At 60.4% G+C, this 18,003-nt stretch carries 14 protein-coding genes; 8 read left to right on the top strand and 6 right to left on the bottom strand.

Annotated elements, in window-relative coordinates; genetic code table 11:
• Positions 1 to 46 precede the first annotated feature (46 nt).
• From AC3RCG_RS26915 to ltrA, 5 genes are all read right to left on the bottom strand, one after another.
• Positions 47 to 1,189, bottom strand: coding sequence for a UbiH/UbiF/VisC/COQ6 family ubiquinone biosynthesis hydroxylase (locus AC3RCG_RS26915; RefSeq protein WP_492402122.1), 1,143 nt, complete (start codon positions 1,187 to 1,189; stop codon positions 47 to 49).
• A 9-nt stretch (positions 1,190 to 1,198) separates the two neighbouring features.
• A complete protein-coding gene (locus tag AC3RCG_RS26910; RefSeq protein WP_492402360.1) occupies positions 1,199 to 2,521 on the bottom strand; it encodes an aminopeptidase P N-terminal domain-containing protein in 1,323 nt (440 codons plus the stop codon).
• The gene (gene murU / locus AC3RCG_RS26905; RefSeq protein WP_492402124.1) at positions 2,521 to 3,240 is read right to left on the bottom strand and encodes an N-acetylmuramate alpha-1-phosphate uridylyltransferase MurU; all 720 of its coding nucleotides are present in this window, start codon (positions 3,238 to 3,240) and stop codon (positions 2,521 to 2,523) included. Before murU ends, AC3RCG_RS26910 begins: the two co-directional genes overlap by 1 nt.
• Positions 3,241 to 3,285: 45 nt before the next feature.
• A complete protein-coding gene (locus AC3RCG_RS26900; protein WP_492402125.1) occupies positions 3,286 to 4,353 on the bottom strand; it encodes an aminoglycoside phosphotransferase family protein in 1,068 nt (355 codons plus the stop codon).
• Between the two features lie 124 nt (positions 4,354 to 4,477).
• On the bottom strand, positions 4,478 to 6,181 hold the full coding sequence (gene ltrA, locus AC3RCG_RS26895; protein WP_492402127.1) for a group II intron reverse transcriptase/maturase: 1,704 nt from the start codon (positions 6,179 to 6,181) through the stop codon (positions 4,478 to 4,480).
• Positions 6,182 to 7,326: 1,145 nt separating this feature from the next.
• Between ltrA and AC3RCG_RS26890 the strand changes: the two genes are divergently transcribed.
• From AC3RCG_RS26890 to rsmA, 4 genes are all read left to right on the top strand, one after another.
• On the top strand, positions 7,327 to 9,564 hold the full coding sequence (locus tag AC3RCG_RS26890; RefSeq protein WP_070220574.1) for an LPS-assembly protein LptD: 2,238 nt from the start codon (positions 7,327 to 7,329) through the stop codon (positions 9,562 to 9,564).
• 103 nt (positions 9,565 to 9,667) lie between these two features.
• Entirely contained in the window at positions 9,668 to 11,062 is a 1,395-nt protein-coding gene (locus AC3RCG_RS26885) for a peptidylprolyl isomerase (RefSeq protein WP_227742060.1), read from the top strand.
• A 19-nt stretch (positions 11,063 to 11,081) separates the two neighbouring features.
• On the top strand, positions 11,082 to 12,137 hold the full coding sequence (gene pdxA / locus AC3RCG_RS26880; protein ID WP_121670618.1) for a 4-hydroxythreonine-4-phosphate dehydrogenase PdxA: 1,056 nt from the start codon (positions 11,082 to 11,084) through the stop codon (positions 12,135 to 12,137).
• Between the two features lie 91 nt (positions 12,138 to 12,228).
• Complete coding sequence (gene rsmA, locus AC3RCG_RS26875; RefSeq protein WP_070220568.1) at positions 12,229 to 13,008, top strand: 16S rRNA (adenine(1518)-N(6)/adenine(1519)-N(6))-dimethyltransferase RsmA; 780 nt, start codon at positions 12,229 to 12,231, stop codon at positions 13,006 to 13,008.
• An 8-nt stretch (positions 13,009 to 13,016) separates the two neighbouring features.
• Here rsmA and AC3RCG_RS26870 read toward each other — a convergent pair whose 3' ends face one another.
• Positions 13,017 to 13,934 (bottom strand): LysR family transcriptional regulator, encoded by a 918-nt coding sequence (locus AC3RCG_RS26870; RefSeq protein ID WP_070220566.1) that lies wholly within the window; start codon positions 13,932 to 13,934, stop codon positions 13,017 to 13,019.
• A gap of 227 nt (positions 13,935 to 14,161) precedes the next feature.
• Here AC3RCG_RS26870 and AC3RCG_RS26865 point away from each other — a divergent pair, with 227 nt between their 5' ends.
• The 4 genes from AC3RCG_RS26865 to AC3RCG_RS26850 are packed head-to-tail and all read left to right on the top strand — an operon-like array spanning position 14,162 to position 17,994.
• Positions 14,162 to 15,277: a porin gene (locus AC3RCG_RS26865; RefSeq protein WP_227742059.1), complete on the top strand. Its 1,116-nt coding sequence runs from the start codon at positions 14,162 to 14,164 to the stop codon at positions 15,275 to 15,277.
• 57 nt (positions 15,278 to 15,334) lie between these two features.
• Complete coding sequence (locus tag AC3RCG_RS26860) at positions 15,335 to 16,357, top strand: ABC transporter substrate-binding protein (RefSeq protein WP_230501729.1); 1,023 nt, start codon at positions 15,335 to 15,337, stop codon at positions 16,355 to 16,357.
• Positions 16,358 to 16,378: 21 nt separating this feature from the next.
• Positions 16,379 to 17,218, top strand: coding sequence for an ABC transporter permease (locus AC3RCG_RS26855; RefSeq protein WP_230501731.1), 840 nt, complete (start codon positions 16,379 to 16,381; stop codon positions 17,216 to 17,218).
• Complete coding sequence (locus AC3RCG_RS26850; RefSeq protein WP_035822719.1) at positions 17,215 to 17,994, top strand: ABC transporter permease; 780 nt, start codon at positions 17,215 to 17,217, stop codon at positions 17,992 to 17,994. The genes AC3RCG_RS26855 and AC3RCG_RS26850 overlap by 4 nt, the downstream gene beginning before the upstream one ends.
• The last annotated feature ends 9 nt before the right edge of the window (positions 17,995 to 18,003 follow it).

Raw genomic sequence — 18,003 nt, 5'->3', positions numbered from 1 at the left:
GTTCCCTGTTTCTTTTTCGCCCGTGCCCTTTACTTATTGTTAAGGTTCAGCGGCGGCCGTACATCATCAGGGTGGCCAGGCTTTTGCGCGCGGGGCTGAAAACGTCCAGCAAGCCCAGCGACAGGCCCAGCAAGCCTTGCGTGGGGGCGCTGCCCGTGAAGATGCGCGCCATGGTGTCGGTGACGCGCACGGTCAGGCCCCGGTCGGCCTGGCGCAGGCTAGCGTAGCGTTCCAGCCCGGCCGGGCTGCTGTCCTGCGCCAGCACGCGGGCCAGCACGGCGGCGTCGCGCAGGCCCAGGTTCAAGCCCTGTCCCGCCACCGGATGCAGGGTTTGCGCCGCATTGCCGATGGCGACCGTGCGCGCCGTGCCGTTCGCCTGCGCGTTCAGGCCCAGCGGATAGGCCAGGCGCGCCGTCGTGTGGCTAAAGCGTCCCAGGCGGCTGCCGAAGGCGGCGCCCAGGCGCGCCAGGAAGGCAGCGTCGTCCAGGGCCAGCAATTGTTCGGCGCGCGTGGGCGGCACGCACCACACCAGCGCGTAGCCGTCGTCCTGCGGCAGCAGCGCCAGCGGACCTTCGTCGGTGAAGCGTTCATACGCGCGGTGGGCGATGGGGGCGCTTGTACGCACATGGGCAATGATGGCGCTTTGGCCATAATCGCGGCTGACGGCGCGTTCCGGCTGCTGGCCGAACAGGCCGCCCTCGGCCTGCACCAGCAGGCTGGCGCGCAAGGTCGATGCGGCGCCCGCCTGGTCGATCTGCACGGACACGCCATCGGCATCCTCCGCGCTGCCCGTCACCAGCGCCGGACGCAGGCTGGCCACGCCCAGGCGCTCGCACACGTCGGCCAGCGCGCTGACGACGGCGCCGTAACGGGCCACGTAGCCGAGCGCCTCGACGCCATGCTCGCTGCGGTCCATCAGGCTGCGCCCGAACTGGCTGCGGCGCGACACGTGGATCTGGTGGATGGGCGTCGCCTCGACGGGCCAGGCGCCCGCTTCCTCGAGTATCTGGCGGCTGCCGTGCGACAGGGCGATGGTGCGCGGGTCGCGCCGGGCCTGTTCGATGGATTTGGCATCGAGCAGGGCGATGCCGGCGGCGCGGCTGCCGCGCTGCACCAGCAGGGCGGCCAGGGCCATGCCGACGGGGCCGGCGCCGCAGATAGCGAGATCGAAAGTGGACGGTGTATGCATGCGGCGGGGTTAATCCTGTGACATCAGTTGTTCGATTTCAGCGACGCTCCTGGGCGCCGAGCTGAAGACTTCATGGCCTTGCGGCGTGACCAGCACATCGTCTTCGATGCGGATGCCGGTATGCCAGAACTGCTCCGGCACGCCCGTACCCGGACGCACGTAGATGCCCGGTTCGACCGTCAGCACCATGCCCGCTTCGAGCGCGCGCCACGGCTTGCCGGGCGCATCCGTGTCGCGGTAGGCGCCCACGTCGTGCACGTCCATGCCCAGCCAGTGGCTGGTGCCGTGCATGTAGAAGGGCATATAGGCCTTGTTGGCGATGACGTCCTGCACGCCGCCGCTTTTTTGCCGGTCCAGCAAACCCAGGTCGAGCATGCCTTGCGCCAGCACTTGCACGGCCGCTTCGTGGATGGCGCTGTGCGGCAAGCCGGGGCGCACCATGTCCAGCGCCGCCTGCTGGGCCGCCAGCACCAGTTCGTACAGCGCCCGCTGCGGGCCGCTGAAACGGCCGTTGACGGGCCAGGTACGCGTGATGTCCGAGGCATAGCCATCGAGTTCGCAGCCGGCGTCGATCAAGACCAGCTCGCCGTCTTTTAATACCGCGTTATTGGCGCTGTAGTGCAGGATGCAGGCGTTGCCGCCGCCCGCGACGATGGAGGAATAGGCGGGAAACTGCGCGCCGCTGCGCCGGAATTCGTACAGCAGCTCCGCTTCCAGCGCATATTCGTGCAGGCCGGGCCGCGTGGCGCGCATGGCGCGTACGTGCGCGGCGCTGGAAATGGCGGCGGCGCGGCGCATCAGCTGCTGTTCCTGCGTGTCTTTCAGCAGGCGCATGGCGTCGAGCATGCCATTGATGTCATGCGCGATGGCGGGCGCCGTGACGCCGCTGCGGGCCTTTTGCCGCACGTTGTGCCGCCAGAGCTTCACCTGCGCATCAAGGCTGCCGCCCAGCGCATAGTAGATGGCGGGGACGTCGGCCAGCAGGCGCGTCATTTCGACGTCGAGTTCCTCGATGGGAAAGGCGCTGTCAAAGCCGAAAGTGGCGCGCGCCGCCTCGGGCCCGTGGCGGAAACCGTCCCAGATTTCGCGCTCCGTATTCTTGGCGCGGCAAAACAGGATGGCGCGCGCCGGGGCTGTGGCGCTGGCGGCCACGAGGGCCACGGCGCTGTCGGGTTCCGTAAAGCCGCTCAGGTAATAGAAATAGCTGTCGTGGCGGTACGGATAATCGCAATCGCTGTTGCGCGGCACTTCGGGCGCTGTGGCGAGGATGGCCACGCTGCCCGGCAGCATCTGCGCCAGCAGCGCCGCGCGCCGTGCCGCGTAATTGGCCATCATGTTGCGCTGGCCTTGGCCGTGACGCCGTTGAGTACATCGAGCTGCGCCGGCGTACCCACATTCGTCCACTCTCCGGTATAGACTTCGCCGCCCACGCGGCCCTGATCCGCGTACTGGCGCAGCAAATCGCCCAGTCTGGCGTGGCTGCCGGGCGCGATGCCGTCGAACATTTCAGGACGGTACACGCCGATATTGGCGAAGGTCCACTTGGTTTCGTCTGTATTGTTGATCGAGAACAAGGTCAGGCCGAAGTCGCCCTTGGGATGGAAGTCGGGATTGGGCACCAGGTAGGTCCATGCGATGTCGCGCTGGTCGGCCGGATACGGCGTGCCCAGCACATCCTTGTCGGCCAGCACGTCGAGCACTTGCTTGAAGTCGAAATACGGGCAATAGATGTCGCCGGAAATGGCGAGGAACGGTTCCTCGCCCAGCAAGTGACGCGCCTGGGCGATGCCGCCCGCCGTTTCCAGCGGCGTGGTCTCGGGCGAGTACGCGATGCGCGCGCCATACGCGCTGCCGTCGCCCAGGGTTTCCTCGATCAAATGGCCCAGGTGGGAATGGTTGATGACGATGTCCGTGATGCCGGCGCGCACCAGATTCAGCACATGCCAGACGATCAGCGGACGGCCGCGCACTTTCAGCAGCGGTTTGGGACAGGTATCGGTAAGCGGACGCATCCGTTCACCGCGGCCTGCGGCAAAGATCATGGCTTTCATGGAATACTCGTTTTCTGATTTATTTTGTAAATTGCTCTGAAGTCATCAGAATGTATAGCCCACTTGTGGGGTCTTGTTTTCCAGGGCGTCCAATAAGCGCACCAGCGGCTTGAGTTCCGTGTAGCGGTTGGCCGTCTTGCGCACGTAGTCGAGCACGGTCGGCAGGTCGCCCATGTACAGATCCTTGCCGTCGCGGTAGTTCAGGCGCGCGAACAGGCCGAGGATTTTCAGGTGGCGCTGCAGGGCCGTGAATTCGAAATCGCGGTAGAAGGCGTCGATGTCGGGATTCACCGGCAAGCCCAGCTGCTTGGCGCGCTGCCAGTAGCGGATCACCCAGTCGAGCACCAGTTCTTCATCCCACTGGATATAGGCGTCGCGCAGCAGCGAGGCGATGTCGTAGGTGACGGGACCGAAGACGGCGTCCTGGAAGTCGAGGATGCCGGGATTGGGGATCGAACCATCGTTGATGTGCATCAAATTGCGCGAATGGTAGTCGCGGTGCATGAATACTTGCTGCTGCGACAAGATATTCGCCGTGATGGCTTCGAAGACCTTGTCCAGCTGGGTTTGTTGCACATCCGTCAAGGTGGCGCCCAGGTGCTTGCCGATAAACCATTCCGGGAACAGATTCATTTCGCGCAGGATGAAGGCGCGGTCGAATTCGGGCAGCCCGTCGGGGGCGCTGGCCAGCTGGATTTTCATCAAGGATTCCAGCGCTTCGGCGTACAGCACGCTGGCGTTGTCGTGGTTCAGGGCGTCCAGATACGTGGTCGTGCCCAGGTCGGACAGCAGCAGGAAGCCCTGTTCCAGGTCTTGCGCGATGATGTCGGGCACGGACACGCCGGCGCCTTTCAGCAAGCCGGCCACCTTGACAAAGGCGGGCACGTTTTCGCGCTCAGGCGGCGCATCCATGGCGATCAGTGTCTTTCCTGGCAATGTTGTGTTGCTTGGCAGCACATCGAGACGGTAGTAGCGGCGGAAGCTGGCATCGCTGGAAGCGGGACGGGCGGATTCGGGCGCGACGAGGTTAAGCGAGGTCAACCAGGCTTTCAACAGGGTCAGGCGAGCGTCGGCGGAGACCGGCGCGGTGGAGGAATTGGGGGAGAATGACATTAAGCGGCCTGTGGAATCGGGTTGATGGTGCGGAGGGTAGGAGAACCCCATTGCTGGAAGCTCTCCCCCCTAAGAACCGTGCGTGCGACTTTCACCGCACACGGCTCAAGCATAATAAAAGTCCCTATGCAGGGACCGGCTTCGCAACTTGTAAATCGTTTGCGTGCACATTTATATGGCAATTTGGGTGCAATAATACGCGATTTCCAAGGGCGTCGGAACCACCTGCCACACGGTGTTCTATGTGGTGGTCATGCCATCCGGTTTCCATGTTCATCTCGTATCCACACAGAGCGCACAAGCCACGTTGGTCGAGGTAGAGCTTGGCCCACTCGCGCCGGTAAGACATGTTTTTCAACATGCGTTCCTGCCGAAGGGTTTCGCCGTACAGTTCCCATTGCGGATCGTAGGGGTGATAGCCGCCCTTGATCTTCGTGTGACGCAGAATCGCTGTACCTGGTAACGAGTACAGTTCCTTCATGGCCTTATTGCCATTTTTTGTGACAACGTCCGCTGCAAACATCCGATTTCCACTCTCGGTTGGGCGCCAGTATCGGTCGCGTATCCAACTGTCGGTTTTCTTCGGATGCCTGCGCATGGCCCAGCGACGAAGCCGCCAGTACAGCAGTGACTCCATCGTCGAAACCGCCTCTTTGGCGACGACAGGGCTGTGATATTGCGCCCAGCCCCGTAGCATGGGGTTCAGCAATCGAATGAGATTCTCCTGCTTCGCCCCGATGTTTTCGCTGATCGTCTTCCTCAGCTTTTCATAGAAAGCTTTCATGTTCTTCTTACTTGGCTTGATGAGCAGTGTCCCGGAATATTTTCGGAAGTTCCACCCCAGGAAGTCGAAGCCCTCATCGATGTGCACGATCTTGGTTTTGGCACTGGACAGTCGCAATCCTCTGACTGCAAGAAATGCTTCGATCCAAGGCCTGATTTCCGTCGCCAGCAATTCCTTCGATCCACTGGTAACGACAAAATCGTCCGCATATCGCACGACACCGACTTTGAGCTTGCCTGCCTTTGACTTGCCGAATTTCGCACCGAGGTGCGCAATCAGTTCAGTCTCCAGGCCGTTCAACGTCCAATTCGCAAGGGCAGGGCTGATGATGCCGCCCTGTGGCGTTCCAGCTGTGGTTGCCATCAATTGCTTCCGGTCAACTACCCCGGATTTCAGCCATTTAGACAGGATCAACTTATCCATGAAGACATTGTCGACCAGCCATTGATGGTTGATATTGTCGAAAAAACCTTCGATATCCGCATCCAACACCCAGGTTGCCGAGACTTTCCGGCAGGTCTGGAGAAAAATTTGCGACATCGCATCGGCCGTTGAGCGATTTTTGCGAAACCCGTATGAGTTGGGATCACTCAGCGTTTCCAAGACCGGATCCAAGGCCAACAGGTGAAGTGCCTGCATCGCCCGGTCCCGCATGGTAGGGATGCCCAGTGGGCGCATCTTTCCATTTGACTTGGGAATAAAGACCCTCCGTAATGGCAGGGGCCGATAGCCTTGTTTCTTCAACTGTGCAATGGCAGCGAACTTCTGCGTTGCTGAGTCCCACAACTGCTGGTCCACGCCTGCGGTTCGATTGCCTTGATTCTCTGTCACTCGTTTGACTGCCAGCGCTTTTGCGCTGAACGAGTGGGTTAGCCACCTTTGCAGCGCTTTCGCCCTGCGCCAGTTGCCTTCCTGTGTAGCCTTCGTTAATCGATGCTGCATGGCTCTCACGTTGCGTTGTACGAGCCGCCAGTTGATGGCGACCCATTCAGTTGGCACGTGCGAGGACGCAGAACCTGCAAGACTGCTAGCGGTTACTTTCATGCTGAACCTCGTGTAGTTGTTCCGACGAGACACAGCGTATCCCCGAGGGGAGAGCTGCATCCCTTCGGGGTGGTTGAAAATGATGACTGCCTGGAGCCAGTACAGTCGTATGACGACTATTACACCAGATGGAAGTGGGCACCCTTTCAGGCCGGGACAAATTTTGAATCCCTATCCGGACCATTACAGCCCAGCATTCGCTTTCTCCATCCTCCTCTACCCGCTCCCCCAAGGGCGTGCCTTGCGGTTTGCTTGCCGCTATCTCGGTTCGTTGATCGAGCGGCAGGGAATCGGGCTTACCACGTTCCCAACGATATCGACGCGACAGCTACATCGCGACTGGCTGTTTAGGGCCCATCTTTCCCCCGGTGGCTGAATGACGACGTATCCCCAGAATCCACGGAGATAACCAGCCACGTACCGTTTGGTTTAGGCCTGCCAGCAGCTTTGGCCTATTAATATTTACGAGGGTTCAAACGATGGTTCACATAACATTGCCCTTGCAGCACTCACCTAGCCCCTAGACCGCATCGCTGCTCGCAGTCTCCAGCCAGGCGTTCGCACGCCGGGCTGCCGGAAAAGAATGGGGGTACGTTGTCTCTGAGGCTTTGCACCCCGCCGTTACCGGCGACGCACACTCAAGTAGGTGACAGATGGTCGTACATCCGGTCATGGCAGCAGTTGCAACACTGAAGCATGACAAGATATCGAAGAGTTTCACTCGGGTATGACTCAGCTGAGAGAAAACCGAGTCTTGCAGAGAACTGTTGAAATATAGAAAATTGTAAGCAAATGTAAAATATCCACAAGCTTTGCAAATAAACTACAGTTTCAATGTTTTATGTAAACAAAGCAGGCAAAGGAATAGCGACTCGCCGGTGATTCGGCGGGCGTATAAGACTGACAAGGCACCTTCTCGTAGCGTGTCTTGTCTTGCCAAGAATGGGTACTCCGGGGAGCCCCTCACTGTTTTATCACTGGTAAACCAGGGATTTGCCTGCGCAGTTCCTGCGCTGCTAGCCGTTACTGCTGCGTTGCGACCGGGGCCAGCTACCCGAGCTTTAAGGCGTGTCGCACAGATTCCCATATAATAAGGGATTCAAATCAAAAAATCGCCTGTCAATGGTGCTTGCCCCTTCCAATTCATGAGCTGGTTTTCGGCCTCCCCCCCTTCGCAGCGCTGGGCTTTCGCCATCAGCGCGCTCGTCGCCGCCACGACGGTGCCTGTCCACGCCCAGAAAGCACCGCGTCCGGTTCATGTGGAAGATCCCGACGCGCCTACCGTCATGACGGCGAACAGCATGAACGGTCGACCGGAAAGAGAGATCAATCTCGACCAGAATGTCGTGATTGAGCGCGGAAAAACCACAAAAATGACGGCCGATACAGCTTGTTACAAACAAGTTGAAGATCAGTTCGACGCCGAGGGCCATATCAAGATGTGGCGTTTCGGCGATTACTACACGGGTGATGTCCTGAAGCTGAACATGGAGACCGGCAAGGGTTTCCTGCTCAACCCGACTTACCGCTTCGCAGTGGGCGGCGGCCAGGGCAAGGCCGAGCGCGTCGACTTCATCAATCCAGACGAAGCCAATGTTATCGAAGGCACCTACAGTACCTGCGAAGGGCCGAATCCGGACTGGTACCTGAAATCGAGCACCTTGAACCTCGATACGGGCCGCGACGTGGGCACGGGCAGCAAGACCATCATCTATTTCAAGGACGTGCCGATCCTGGGCACGCCGGGCATGTCGTTTTCGCTGTCGGGTGCGCGCCGCTCGGGCTGGCTGGCGCCCACGCCGGGCTTTGCCTCGAAGAACGGTTTCGAGCTGCTGATGCCGTATTACGTGAACATCGCGCCGAACCGCGACCTGACTCTGTATCCGCGCTACATCCAGCGGCGCGGCATTCAGCTCGGTGCGACGGGCCGCTACATGGGCGAGACGGATGCCGGCTTGTACAGCGGTGAAACCTCGTTTGAATTTTTGCCGAACGACAAGCAGACCAAGACCAACCGCTACATGATCAAGTCCAAGCATGAGCAGGCGCTGGCCAAGGGCTGGACTTACAGCTGGGATCTGCGCGAGGCGTCGGACGATAATTACCCGAACGATTTTTCGAAAACCGTCGCCACCGCCACCGAGCGCCAGTTGCTGCGCGAATTGCGCACCGATTACCGTACCGAGGACTGGAGCCTGACGGCGCGCGTGCAGAATTACCAGGTGCTGCAGGATCCCGATCCCAACGTGGTCGTGCCACGCCCGTATGACCGTTTGCCGGCGGTGAACTTCCATGCTGGCAAATACGATGTCTGGGGCGGTTTCGACTGGACCTTTGACGCGGAAGCGACGCGCTTCGCGCATCCGACACAGGTGCAAGGCTCGCGTCTCGTGGCCGTGCCGCAGGTGAGTTTTCCCATCATGCGCCCTGGCTACTTCATCACGCCCAAGCTGATGCTCAATGCCAGCGCGTATCAGCTCGACAATGACGCCCGGACCAAGGCGCTGTTTAAAACTACCTCGTTTACGCGCGCCGTGCCGACCTTCTCGGTCGACAGCGGCCTGGTGTTTGAACGCGACACGAATCTGTTTGGCACCAAGGGCGGCACGCAAACCCTGGAGCCGCGCCTGTTCTACGTCTACACGCCGTACCGCGACCAGTCGCAGTTTCCGAACTTCGATACGGCCGATGGGACGTTCAACCTGACGCAAATCTTCACGGAAAACCGTTTTGTCGGCAGCGACCGCATCGGCGACGCCAACCAGGTCACGGCCGCCGTCGTATCGCGTTTCCTGCAATCGGACGGCACGGAGCGCATGCGCCTGACCTTCGGTCAGCGTTTCTATTTTGCCGACCAGCGCGTGCAGCTCAATTCGACGACGCCCGTCAACCAGTCGCGTTCCGATATCCTGCTGGCCGCAACGGGCCGCGTGTCCGAGACTTGGACCGTCGACAGTCTGGTGCAGTACAATCCCAGCGATCGCCAGTTGATGAGCTACAACTACACCTTGCAATATCAGCCTGGTGCCAAGAAAGTATTGAATTTCAGTAACCGTTTTCAACGTGGCGTACTGCGTAATGCGGAAGTGTCGACGCAGTGGCCGTTGACGGACCGCCTGTATGGCGTGGGCCGCATCAGTTACTCCATCAAGGATCGCAGCATGCTGGAAAGCCTGGTCGGCCTCGAATACAAGGGCGACTGCTGGGTGTTCCGCATGGGGGCGCAGCGTTTCGTGACGACGACCAAGACTGTCTCGACGCCGATCTTCTTCCAGCTGGAATTGACGGGCTTGTCGAGTGGGCTGGGCCTGGGTGCGAATGGCCTGGAAACTTTTACAAAAACTATCCCTGGTTACCAGACATTGAGCCAGCCACTCCGTTAAGATAGTCACCGTTGCCGCCGCCGGTGTCCCCGGCGCTGGCACAAACCGGTTTTTTTATTCACCTGAACTCATGAGCGCTCTACACATTATGCGTAATGCCAGTATGCACCAACTCAAAATTGCAACGGTTTTGTTGTGCGCCATTTCCGGCGCCACGACCAGTAGTGTCTGGGCGCAACAGGCTGCGCCAGCGCCTGCGGCCAAGCCCGCTGCCGCTGCCCCAGCGCCAGTCAAGGGCTTCACGCCCCCTGCGTCGAGCAGTGGCCAGACCATCGACTCCATCGCCGTTGTCGTCAATGACGATGTGATCACGCGCAATGAAGTGGCGGCCCGCATCAAGAGCGTGGAGCAGCGCATGAAGGCGCAGAATATCCCGCTTCCCGACCCTGCCGACCTGCGCCGCCAGTTGCTCGAACGCATGATTGTCGAGCGCGCGCAAATGCAGCTGGCCAAGGAAATGGGTGTGCGCGTGGATGACCTGACCCTGGACCGCGCGATTGGCCGTATTGCTGAACAGCAAAAGATGACGGTGCAAGAGCTGCGCAACCAGATGGAAAAGGAAGGCACGCCGTTTGCGACCTTCCGCGAAGAAATCCGCGATGAAATCATCATGCAGCGCCTGCGCGAGCACGAAGTCGACGCCAAGATCCAGATTTCCGATTCCGAAGTGGATAACTTCCTGGAAGCGGAAAAAGCGGCAGCCAGCGAACAGGTGGAGCTGAACCTGGCGCAAATTCTCGTGCGCATTCCGGAAAATTCCAGCCCCGAACAGATCGCCGCACGCCGCGCGCGCGCCGAAGAAGTCAGCCGCCAGTTGCGCACGGGCGCCGATTTCGCCAAGATGGCCGCCACCTATTCCGACGCCAGCGATGCGCTGAGCGGCGGCGATATCGGCTGGCGCCAGAGCGACCGCCTGCCGCCCCTGTTCACGGAACAGTTGCTGAAATTGAAGCCTGGCCAGATCACGCCTATCATCAAGAGCAACACGGGCTTCCATATCCTGAAACTGGTGGACCGCCGCAGCGCTGCCGAGGCACAAGCTGTCGCCGCCGTGCAGCAGACGCATGCCCGCCATATCCTGCTGAAAGTGACGCCAACCCTGTCGGCGGCCGAAGCCAAGCGCAAACTGCTGGAATTGAAAGAACGTCTCGACAACAAGGCCGCCAAGTTCGAAGACCTGGCCCGTTTGTTCTCGAACGACGGTTCCGCGGCCAAAGGCGGCGACCTGGGCTGGCTGTATCCGGGCGACACCGTGCCGGAATTTGAAACGGCGATGAATGCGCTGAAACCGGGCGAAGTGAGCCAGCCGATCGAATCGAGCTTTGGCTTCCATCTGATCGAAGTGCTGGAACGTAAGAGCGACGACGTCTCGAAAGAGAAGAAACGCGCTGCCGCACGCAATGCCTTGCGCGAACGCAAGCTGGAAGAAGCGACGGAAAACTGGGCGCGCGAAGTGCGCGACCGTGCTTACGTCGAATTCCGCGCGGACGACCAGTAATGCTGCTGACTGATTGCGCATGAGTAACTTGCCTGTTGCACGCCGTCCGGCCATCGCCATTACCTGTGGCGAACCGGCCGGTGTCGGTCCGGAAATCTCGATACGCGCCGCCTGGGCCATGCGCAATGAAGTCAACTGCATCCTGCTGGGCGACGCCGCCTTCCTGGCGCTGACGGCCAGCCTGATCGATCCGGAGATCCGCCTGGCGGCGCTGTCGCTGCAAGCCGTGCGCAACAGCGGCTTGCCCCAGTTCGGTCCCGGCCGCTTGGCCGTGATCGATATTCCCACTGTGAACAATGTCATTCCTGGCGTGCTGGACAAGGAAAACGGGCGTTCCGTGCTCGCTACCCTGGACGCGGCCGTGGAGGGTGTCCAGGCGGGCTGGTTTGGCGCCATGGTCACGGCCCCCTTGCAAAAGAGCACGATCAACGACGCGGGCGTGGCCTTTTCCGGCCATACGGAATACCTGGCAGAAAAAACCGGCACGCCGCAAGTGGTGATGATGCTGGCCGGCGAACCGGGCCACGGCGAGCCGACCCTGCGCGTGGCGCTGGCCACCACGCATTTGCCATTGAAGGACGTGTCCGCTGCCATCACGATGGACAGCCTGGCCGTCACGCTGGATATCATTCAGCTTGATTTGCAACAGAAATTCGGCATCGCCGCGCCGCGTATCCTCGTCACCGGCCTGAACCCGCACGCGGGCGAGGGCGGGTATCTGGGACGCGAGGAAATCGATGTCATCACCCCGGCGATTGCCGCGGCGCAAGCGCGCGGCATCGATGCGCGCGGACCGTACCCGGCCGACACCTTGTTCCAGCAAAAATATCTGGCGGACGCCGACTGCGTGCTGGCCATGTACCACGACCAGGGTTTGCCGGTGCTGAAATACGCGACCTTCGGGCGCGGCATCAATATCACCCTGGGCTTGCCGCTGATCCGCACCTCGGTCGACCACGGCACGGCGCTGGACCTGGCCGCGCAAGGACTGGGCCTGGCCGATTGCCACAGCATGGAGCAAGCCCTGCAAACGGCGCTCGACATGCTGCGCGCCAGCACCCCGACCAGAGCGTAGGTCGGGTTAGCCGCAAGGCGTAACCCGACGCTGCCTGCTCAACGATCCCGCCGGCCTGTGCCGGCTTTACCGCATTGATAGAAAACACATTATGAAACACGTTGCCCGCAAACGCTTTGGCCAGAACTTCCTGCATGACCGCTTCGTCCTCGATGACATCACAGCCGCCATCGCGCCGCAGCCGGACGATGCCATGGTCGAGATCGGCCCCGGCCTGGGCGCCATGACGGAGCAGCTGCTGCGCCATTTGAAACAGATGCATGTGGTGGAACTGGACCGCGACCTGATCGTGCGTCTGGAAAAAACGTTTAATCCGGCCAAGCTGACGATCCATTCGGGCGACGCGCTGAAATTCGATTTCGCGCAAATCCCCGTGCCGGCCGGCCAGAAGCTGCGCATCGTGGGCAACTTGCCATATAACATTTCCAGCCCCCTGCTGTTCCACCTGGCGGACTTCGCGCCGCTGGTGCAGGACCAGCATTTCATGCTGCAAAAGGAAGTGGTCGAGCGCATGGTGGCCGAACCGGGCAGCAAGGCGTATGGCCGCCTGTCCGTGATGCTGCAATGGCGCTACAAGATGTCGCTGCTGTTCATCGTGCCGCCGACGGCGTTTGATCCGCCGCCGAAGGTGGAATCGGCCATCGTGCGCATGATCCCCGTGGCCGAGCGCCTCGCGTGCGACCAGGCCACGCTGGAAGCCGTGGTCATGAAGGCCTTTTCGCAACGCCGCAAGGTGATCCGCAATTGCCTGGCCGGGATGTTTACGGAAGAGCAGATCAAGGCGGCCGGCATCGACCCGACCCTGCGTCCGGAAACCGTGGGGCTGGAGCAGTATGTTGCCTTGGCGAATCTGCTGAAGGCGCCTGCTTGAGTTTTAACTTAAAACCACTGGTCGACCTGCTGCAAATCCTGGCGCAACGCTGAAAAACAGTCGTCCACATGGTGGTTGCGGCTGATTTCATTGCGCCGCATCAGGGCGATCTTGCGCTTGCAGGTGGGCTGGCGCAGCGGTGCCACATGCAGGTCCTCGTCGTTGAGGAAGGTCGTGTACAGGCTGGGCATGATGCCGACGGCGATGCCGGCGCGCACCACGCCGTACAGCGACTCGCTGTGGATCATCTGGTACAGGCTCGACGGGCTCAGGCCATGCTGGCGCAGCGCGCTCGAGGCGAACTCCCAGATGCTGCCCTTGGTAAATACAACGATTTCCTGGCCCGCCAGCTGTTCCCAGCGCACTTCCTTGAGCGGCGCCAGCGCATGGCGTCCCGCCGTCACCAAGACCAGCTCGTCTTCGAACAGGCCCACGCTTTCCAGCGACACGGAACCGGGCACCTCGATGCCCACGCAAAAGTCCAGCTGGCCCGAATGCAGCGCATGCAGCAAGCCGTCGTTGGGCATGTCCGACAGGACGATTTCCACTTCATCTCCATGCTGCTCGCAGTAGCGCGCCACCACCACGGCCGTCATCGCCATGGCCGAGGGGATGGCGCCGATGCGGATGCGATGCCGGCCGCTGCCGATGGCGCGCTGGATATCGGCAAAGGTGTTGCTGGCCGTATTCAATAAATGCGTGGCGTATTCGAGCGCCAGCTTGCCTTCGCGCGTCAATTCCAGCTGGTGGGTTGTGCGGTTAAACAACTTTTTTCCCAATTGATTTTCCAGCAGCTTGATCGACGCGCTGAGGGCCGGCTGGGTCACGCACAATTCCTGTGCAGCCTTGCTGAAGCTGTTTACCCGGGCTAGGGTGGAAAACGCTTGTAAATGTCGTAATGAAATTTTCTTGCTCAGTTCATGCATGGGCGTTGCTTATTAGAAAAAGTAATGGATTTATAAAAATAAACAAATTTTCTTATCCCGCAATTTACCATATTCTGGACTGGTCCTTACTTGTCTTGAAAGCAACAATATTCGGGAGAAGCGCCTGGAATGCGGTGCCGGCACGTGCGGCGGCGCGCCATGCAAGGGATGCATCAATAAAATAATTCCAAAAAAACTCAGGGTTTATTCTTTTTAGGGTGGCGGCGATGAACAAATGGATGACGGGAACGATGGTAGTGGGTGGCTTGCTGGCGGCGCAGGGTGCGGCGCAGGCGCAAAGCAGCGTGCAAGTGTATGGACTGCTGTCGGCCGGTATCGGGTATGTGTCGGATGAGGGCAAAGGCAGCCGCACGCATGCGCTGAGCGGCACGAATCAGAATCCCCGCATCGGTTTCCGCGGCCAGGAAGACCTGGGCGACGGCACCAAGGCGATCTTCGTGCTGGAAAACGGTTTTAACGTGATGACGGGCACGGCTTCGCAAAGCGGCCGTCTGTTCGGCCGCCAGTCGTATGTGGGTTTGTCCAGCAACGACAAGGGCACCTTGACCCTGGGCCGCCAGTACGAAGCCGTCAAGGATCTGCTGGGTCCCGTGGTCATCGCCAGTAACGGCGTGCACATCGGCGACAACGACAATGGCTACAACAACCTGCGCGTGCAAAACGCCGTCAAGTATGTCAGCCCGAATATCAGCAACCTGTCGTTCACGGGCTTGTATGGTTTCAGCGAGAACCCGGAAGATTCGAACCGCAACCGCGTCTACAGCATGGGCGCCGGCTACAAGGTCGATGCCTTCAGCTGGGCCGTCGCCTACACCAAGATGGATCGCCCGAACAGCCCCGATGCGCCGAATGGCGCCATCGGCAATGATTATGCCAGTTCCCTGTTGATCTTTAACAAGAGCGCCGTCAAGGGCGCCGGCGTGGACAGCCAGGCCATCGCCGGCACGGGAGGCTTTTATAATGTGGGCAAGACCAAGTTTGGCGCCTTGTACACCAATGTGCGCTACCACTACCTGGATCAAAGCAATCTGACCCTGCAGAACGTGGACTTGAACGTGAACCACAAGCTGACGGAAGCGTTGAACCTGGGCGCGTCGTATTTCTATACGACTGGTAAATATGACGTGATCAACAAGACGCCGAAATGGCACCAGGTTAACTTCCAGGCCGATTACTTCCTGTCCAAGCGCACCGATGTCGCCATCACCTGGAGCTACCAGAAAGCGGCCGGCGATGCGACGTTCGCCCGCGTGTTCGGCTTCGGCGCCTCGGGCGGCAAGACGCAAAGCGTGCTGATCGTTGGCATGCGACATTATTTCTGATTCTGATTCATCTTTACAGGCGCTGTTCCGCAGCGCCGTCCCCTGAAAGGAAGCATCTTGAAAAAGCACCTCATGTTGGCGTTGAGCCTAGGCTTGCTGGCCAACGCCGCCCACGCGGAAAAACGCGAGCTGGTCATTTCGGCCTATCCGATTGCCCAGCCCTTGTTCATGAAGTATGTGTACGAGCCGTTCAAGGCCAAATGCGGTTGCGATATCAAGGTGGAAACGGGGAATAATGCGGACCGCATCGCCAAGCTGGTGGTGCACGCCAAGAACCCGGTCATCGACCTGGTGCTGCTGTCCGATTCCGGCATGCTGGAAGCGGCGCAAAAGGGCGTGATCCAGCCCATGGATTACTCCAAGCTGAGCAATTACAAAGCCCTGTACGACGTGGCGAAAAACCCTATCGGCGGCAACTTCGCCGTCGGCTACACGCTGTACTCGGTCGGCCTGGTGTACCGCAGCGACAAGGTTGCCCCGCTGACGTCCTGGAAGGACCTGTGGCGCCCCGAACTGAAGGGCCGCGTGGCCTTCCCCGACGTGAGCACCACGCAGGGCCCCTTGATGCTGCGCATGGCTGATGCGGCCTGGGGCGGCAAGACGGATGACTACGCCACGGGCTTTGCCAAGATCGTCGGCATGAAGGGCAACGTCGTCACGTTCTCGAAAAACAGCGCGCAGCTGGCCGCCCTGTTTGCGCAGGATGAAATCTGGGCCGCGCCCGTGGCGCGCTTTACCTGGTCGCAAATGCTCAAGACGGGCCTGCCCCTGAAATGGAGCATCCCGGCCGAAGGCCAGGCGGCCGGCATGAACGTGATGGGCATCGTTGCCGGGTCAAAGAATGCGGACCTGGCCTACCAGCTGATGGATTTCTGGCTGTCCAAGGAAGTGCAGACGCAGCTGGCGACCAACCTGGTCGACTCGCCCGTCAACAAGGACGTGCGCCTGTCGGTGGCGGCCGCGCAATTCAATACCTATGGCGCCGATCAAATCAGCTCGCTGAAGTTCGTCAAGCCGGAAACCATCATCAAACAGCGCAGCAACTGGATGACGCAGTGGAACAAGGCCATGAGCAAATAGTGGTGACGAGGAGAAAACACCATGTTTGCTGATCCAAAAAAGCGCCTGGGACTGCTGCTGGTCCTGCCGGCGCTGATCTTTATCGTCGTCTGCTTCCTGCTGCCCGTGCTGGCCTTGCTGGTCGACGCCTTCCGCGTCGGCGACGGCATGCAGTGGGGTGTTGAGCGCTTCGTTGCATTCTTCTCGCAGGAATTCAACCGCACCATCTTCTGGCGCACCCTGCGCATCGCCGCGCTGGTGACCCTGGCGTCCATCATCCTCGGCTATCCGGCCGCGCAAGCCGTGGCGCGCGTGTCGCCGAAGTGGCGCGGTCTGGTGGTCGGCATGATGATTCTGCCGCTGATGGTCTCGCCGATCGCGCGTACCTATGCGTGGATCGTGCTGCTGGGCCGTAATGGCGCCCTCAACGCGGCGCTCGTTAACATGGGTTTCACGGACGAGCCGCTGCGTTTGCTGTTCAGCGAATTCGCCGTCTTTGTCGGCCTGCTGCAATTGCTGCTGCCCTTGATGCTGATGTCGCTGGCGGGCGCGCTGGAAAACCTGCCGCGCGACGTGGAACCGGCCGCGGCGACTTTGGGCGCGAATCCATGGCAAGTATTCTGCAAGGTCACCCTGCCGCTGACGCAGGAAGGCCTGGTGGTCGGCGGCACCCTGGTGTTTACGGGCTGCGTGACGGCCTACGTGACGCCGGCCCTCCTGGGCGGCACCAAGGTGCTGATGCTGGAAACGCTGCTGTACCAGAAGGTCAGCGTGGAGAGCGATTTCGGCGCCGCGAATGTGATCGCCGTCATCCTCGTCTGCATGACCCTGCTGGTGAATGCCGGCCTTAAACGTATTTCCTCGAGCCGGAGTTCCGTATGAAAGAAAGCCTGTTTTCACGTGCCGTTTTATGGCTGGTGTTTTTGTTCCTGCTGGGACCCTTCGCCATCGTCGTGCTGGCCGGCTTTTCCGGCGGCGAAACCTTGGCCTTCCCGCCCGAATCGTATTCGCTGCGCTGGATCCTCGAAGTGTGGTCGGCGCCCGAGTTCCGCCGCGCCTTCCAGACCAGCCTGGAAATCGGCCTGATCGCCACCGTCATCGCGCTGTTGCTGGGCATCCCCGTCGCGTATGCGTTTTCGCGCATGCCGCCGCCCGGTATCGGCGCCATCCGGCAAATCCTGACATCGCCGCTGATCATTCCCGCCATCCTGGTCGGTTTGGGCTTGCTGCACCACCTGGTGCTGACGATCAATGCGCCCGTGTACGTGGGCCTCTTGATCGGCCATATCGCGCTGCTGATTCCGTACTCGGTGCGTGTCGTGTACGCCAGCCTGGTCAACCTGCGCGTGGATATCGAGGATGCGGCCATCACCCTGGGCGCGTCGCGCCTGCGCGCGTTTTTCATGATCGTGCTGCCGAATATCCGCAACGCCGTGATCGCCGCCTTCTTCCTCGCCTTCGTCACCTCGTTCAACCAGGTGCCCGTCTCGCTGTTCCTCACGGGCCCCGGCATCAGCACCTTGCCGATCGAGATGCTGGGCCATATGGAAAACAGTTTCGATCCGTCGATCGCTGCCCTGTCGACCTTGCTGGTCTTGTTCACCATGGCCTTCGTGATGGTGACCGAGAAGGTGCTGGGCATTTCTAAATACATGTAAGAGGCAACA

The sequence above is a fragment of the Janthinobacterium sp. GW823-FHT01H08 genome (assembly GCF_058797855.1).
The sequence above is the reverse complement of the archived record's forward strand: the minus strand, read 5'-3'. Positions and strand labels throughout refer to the sequence as shown.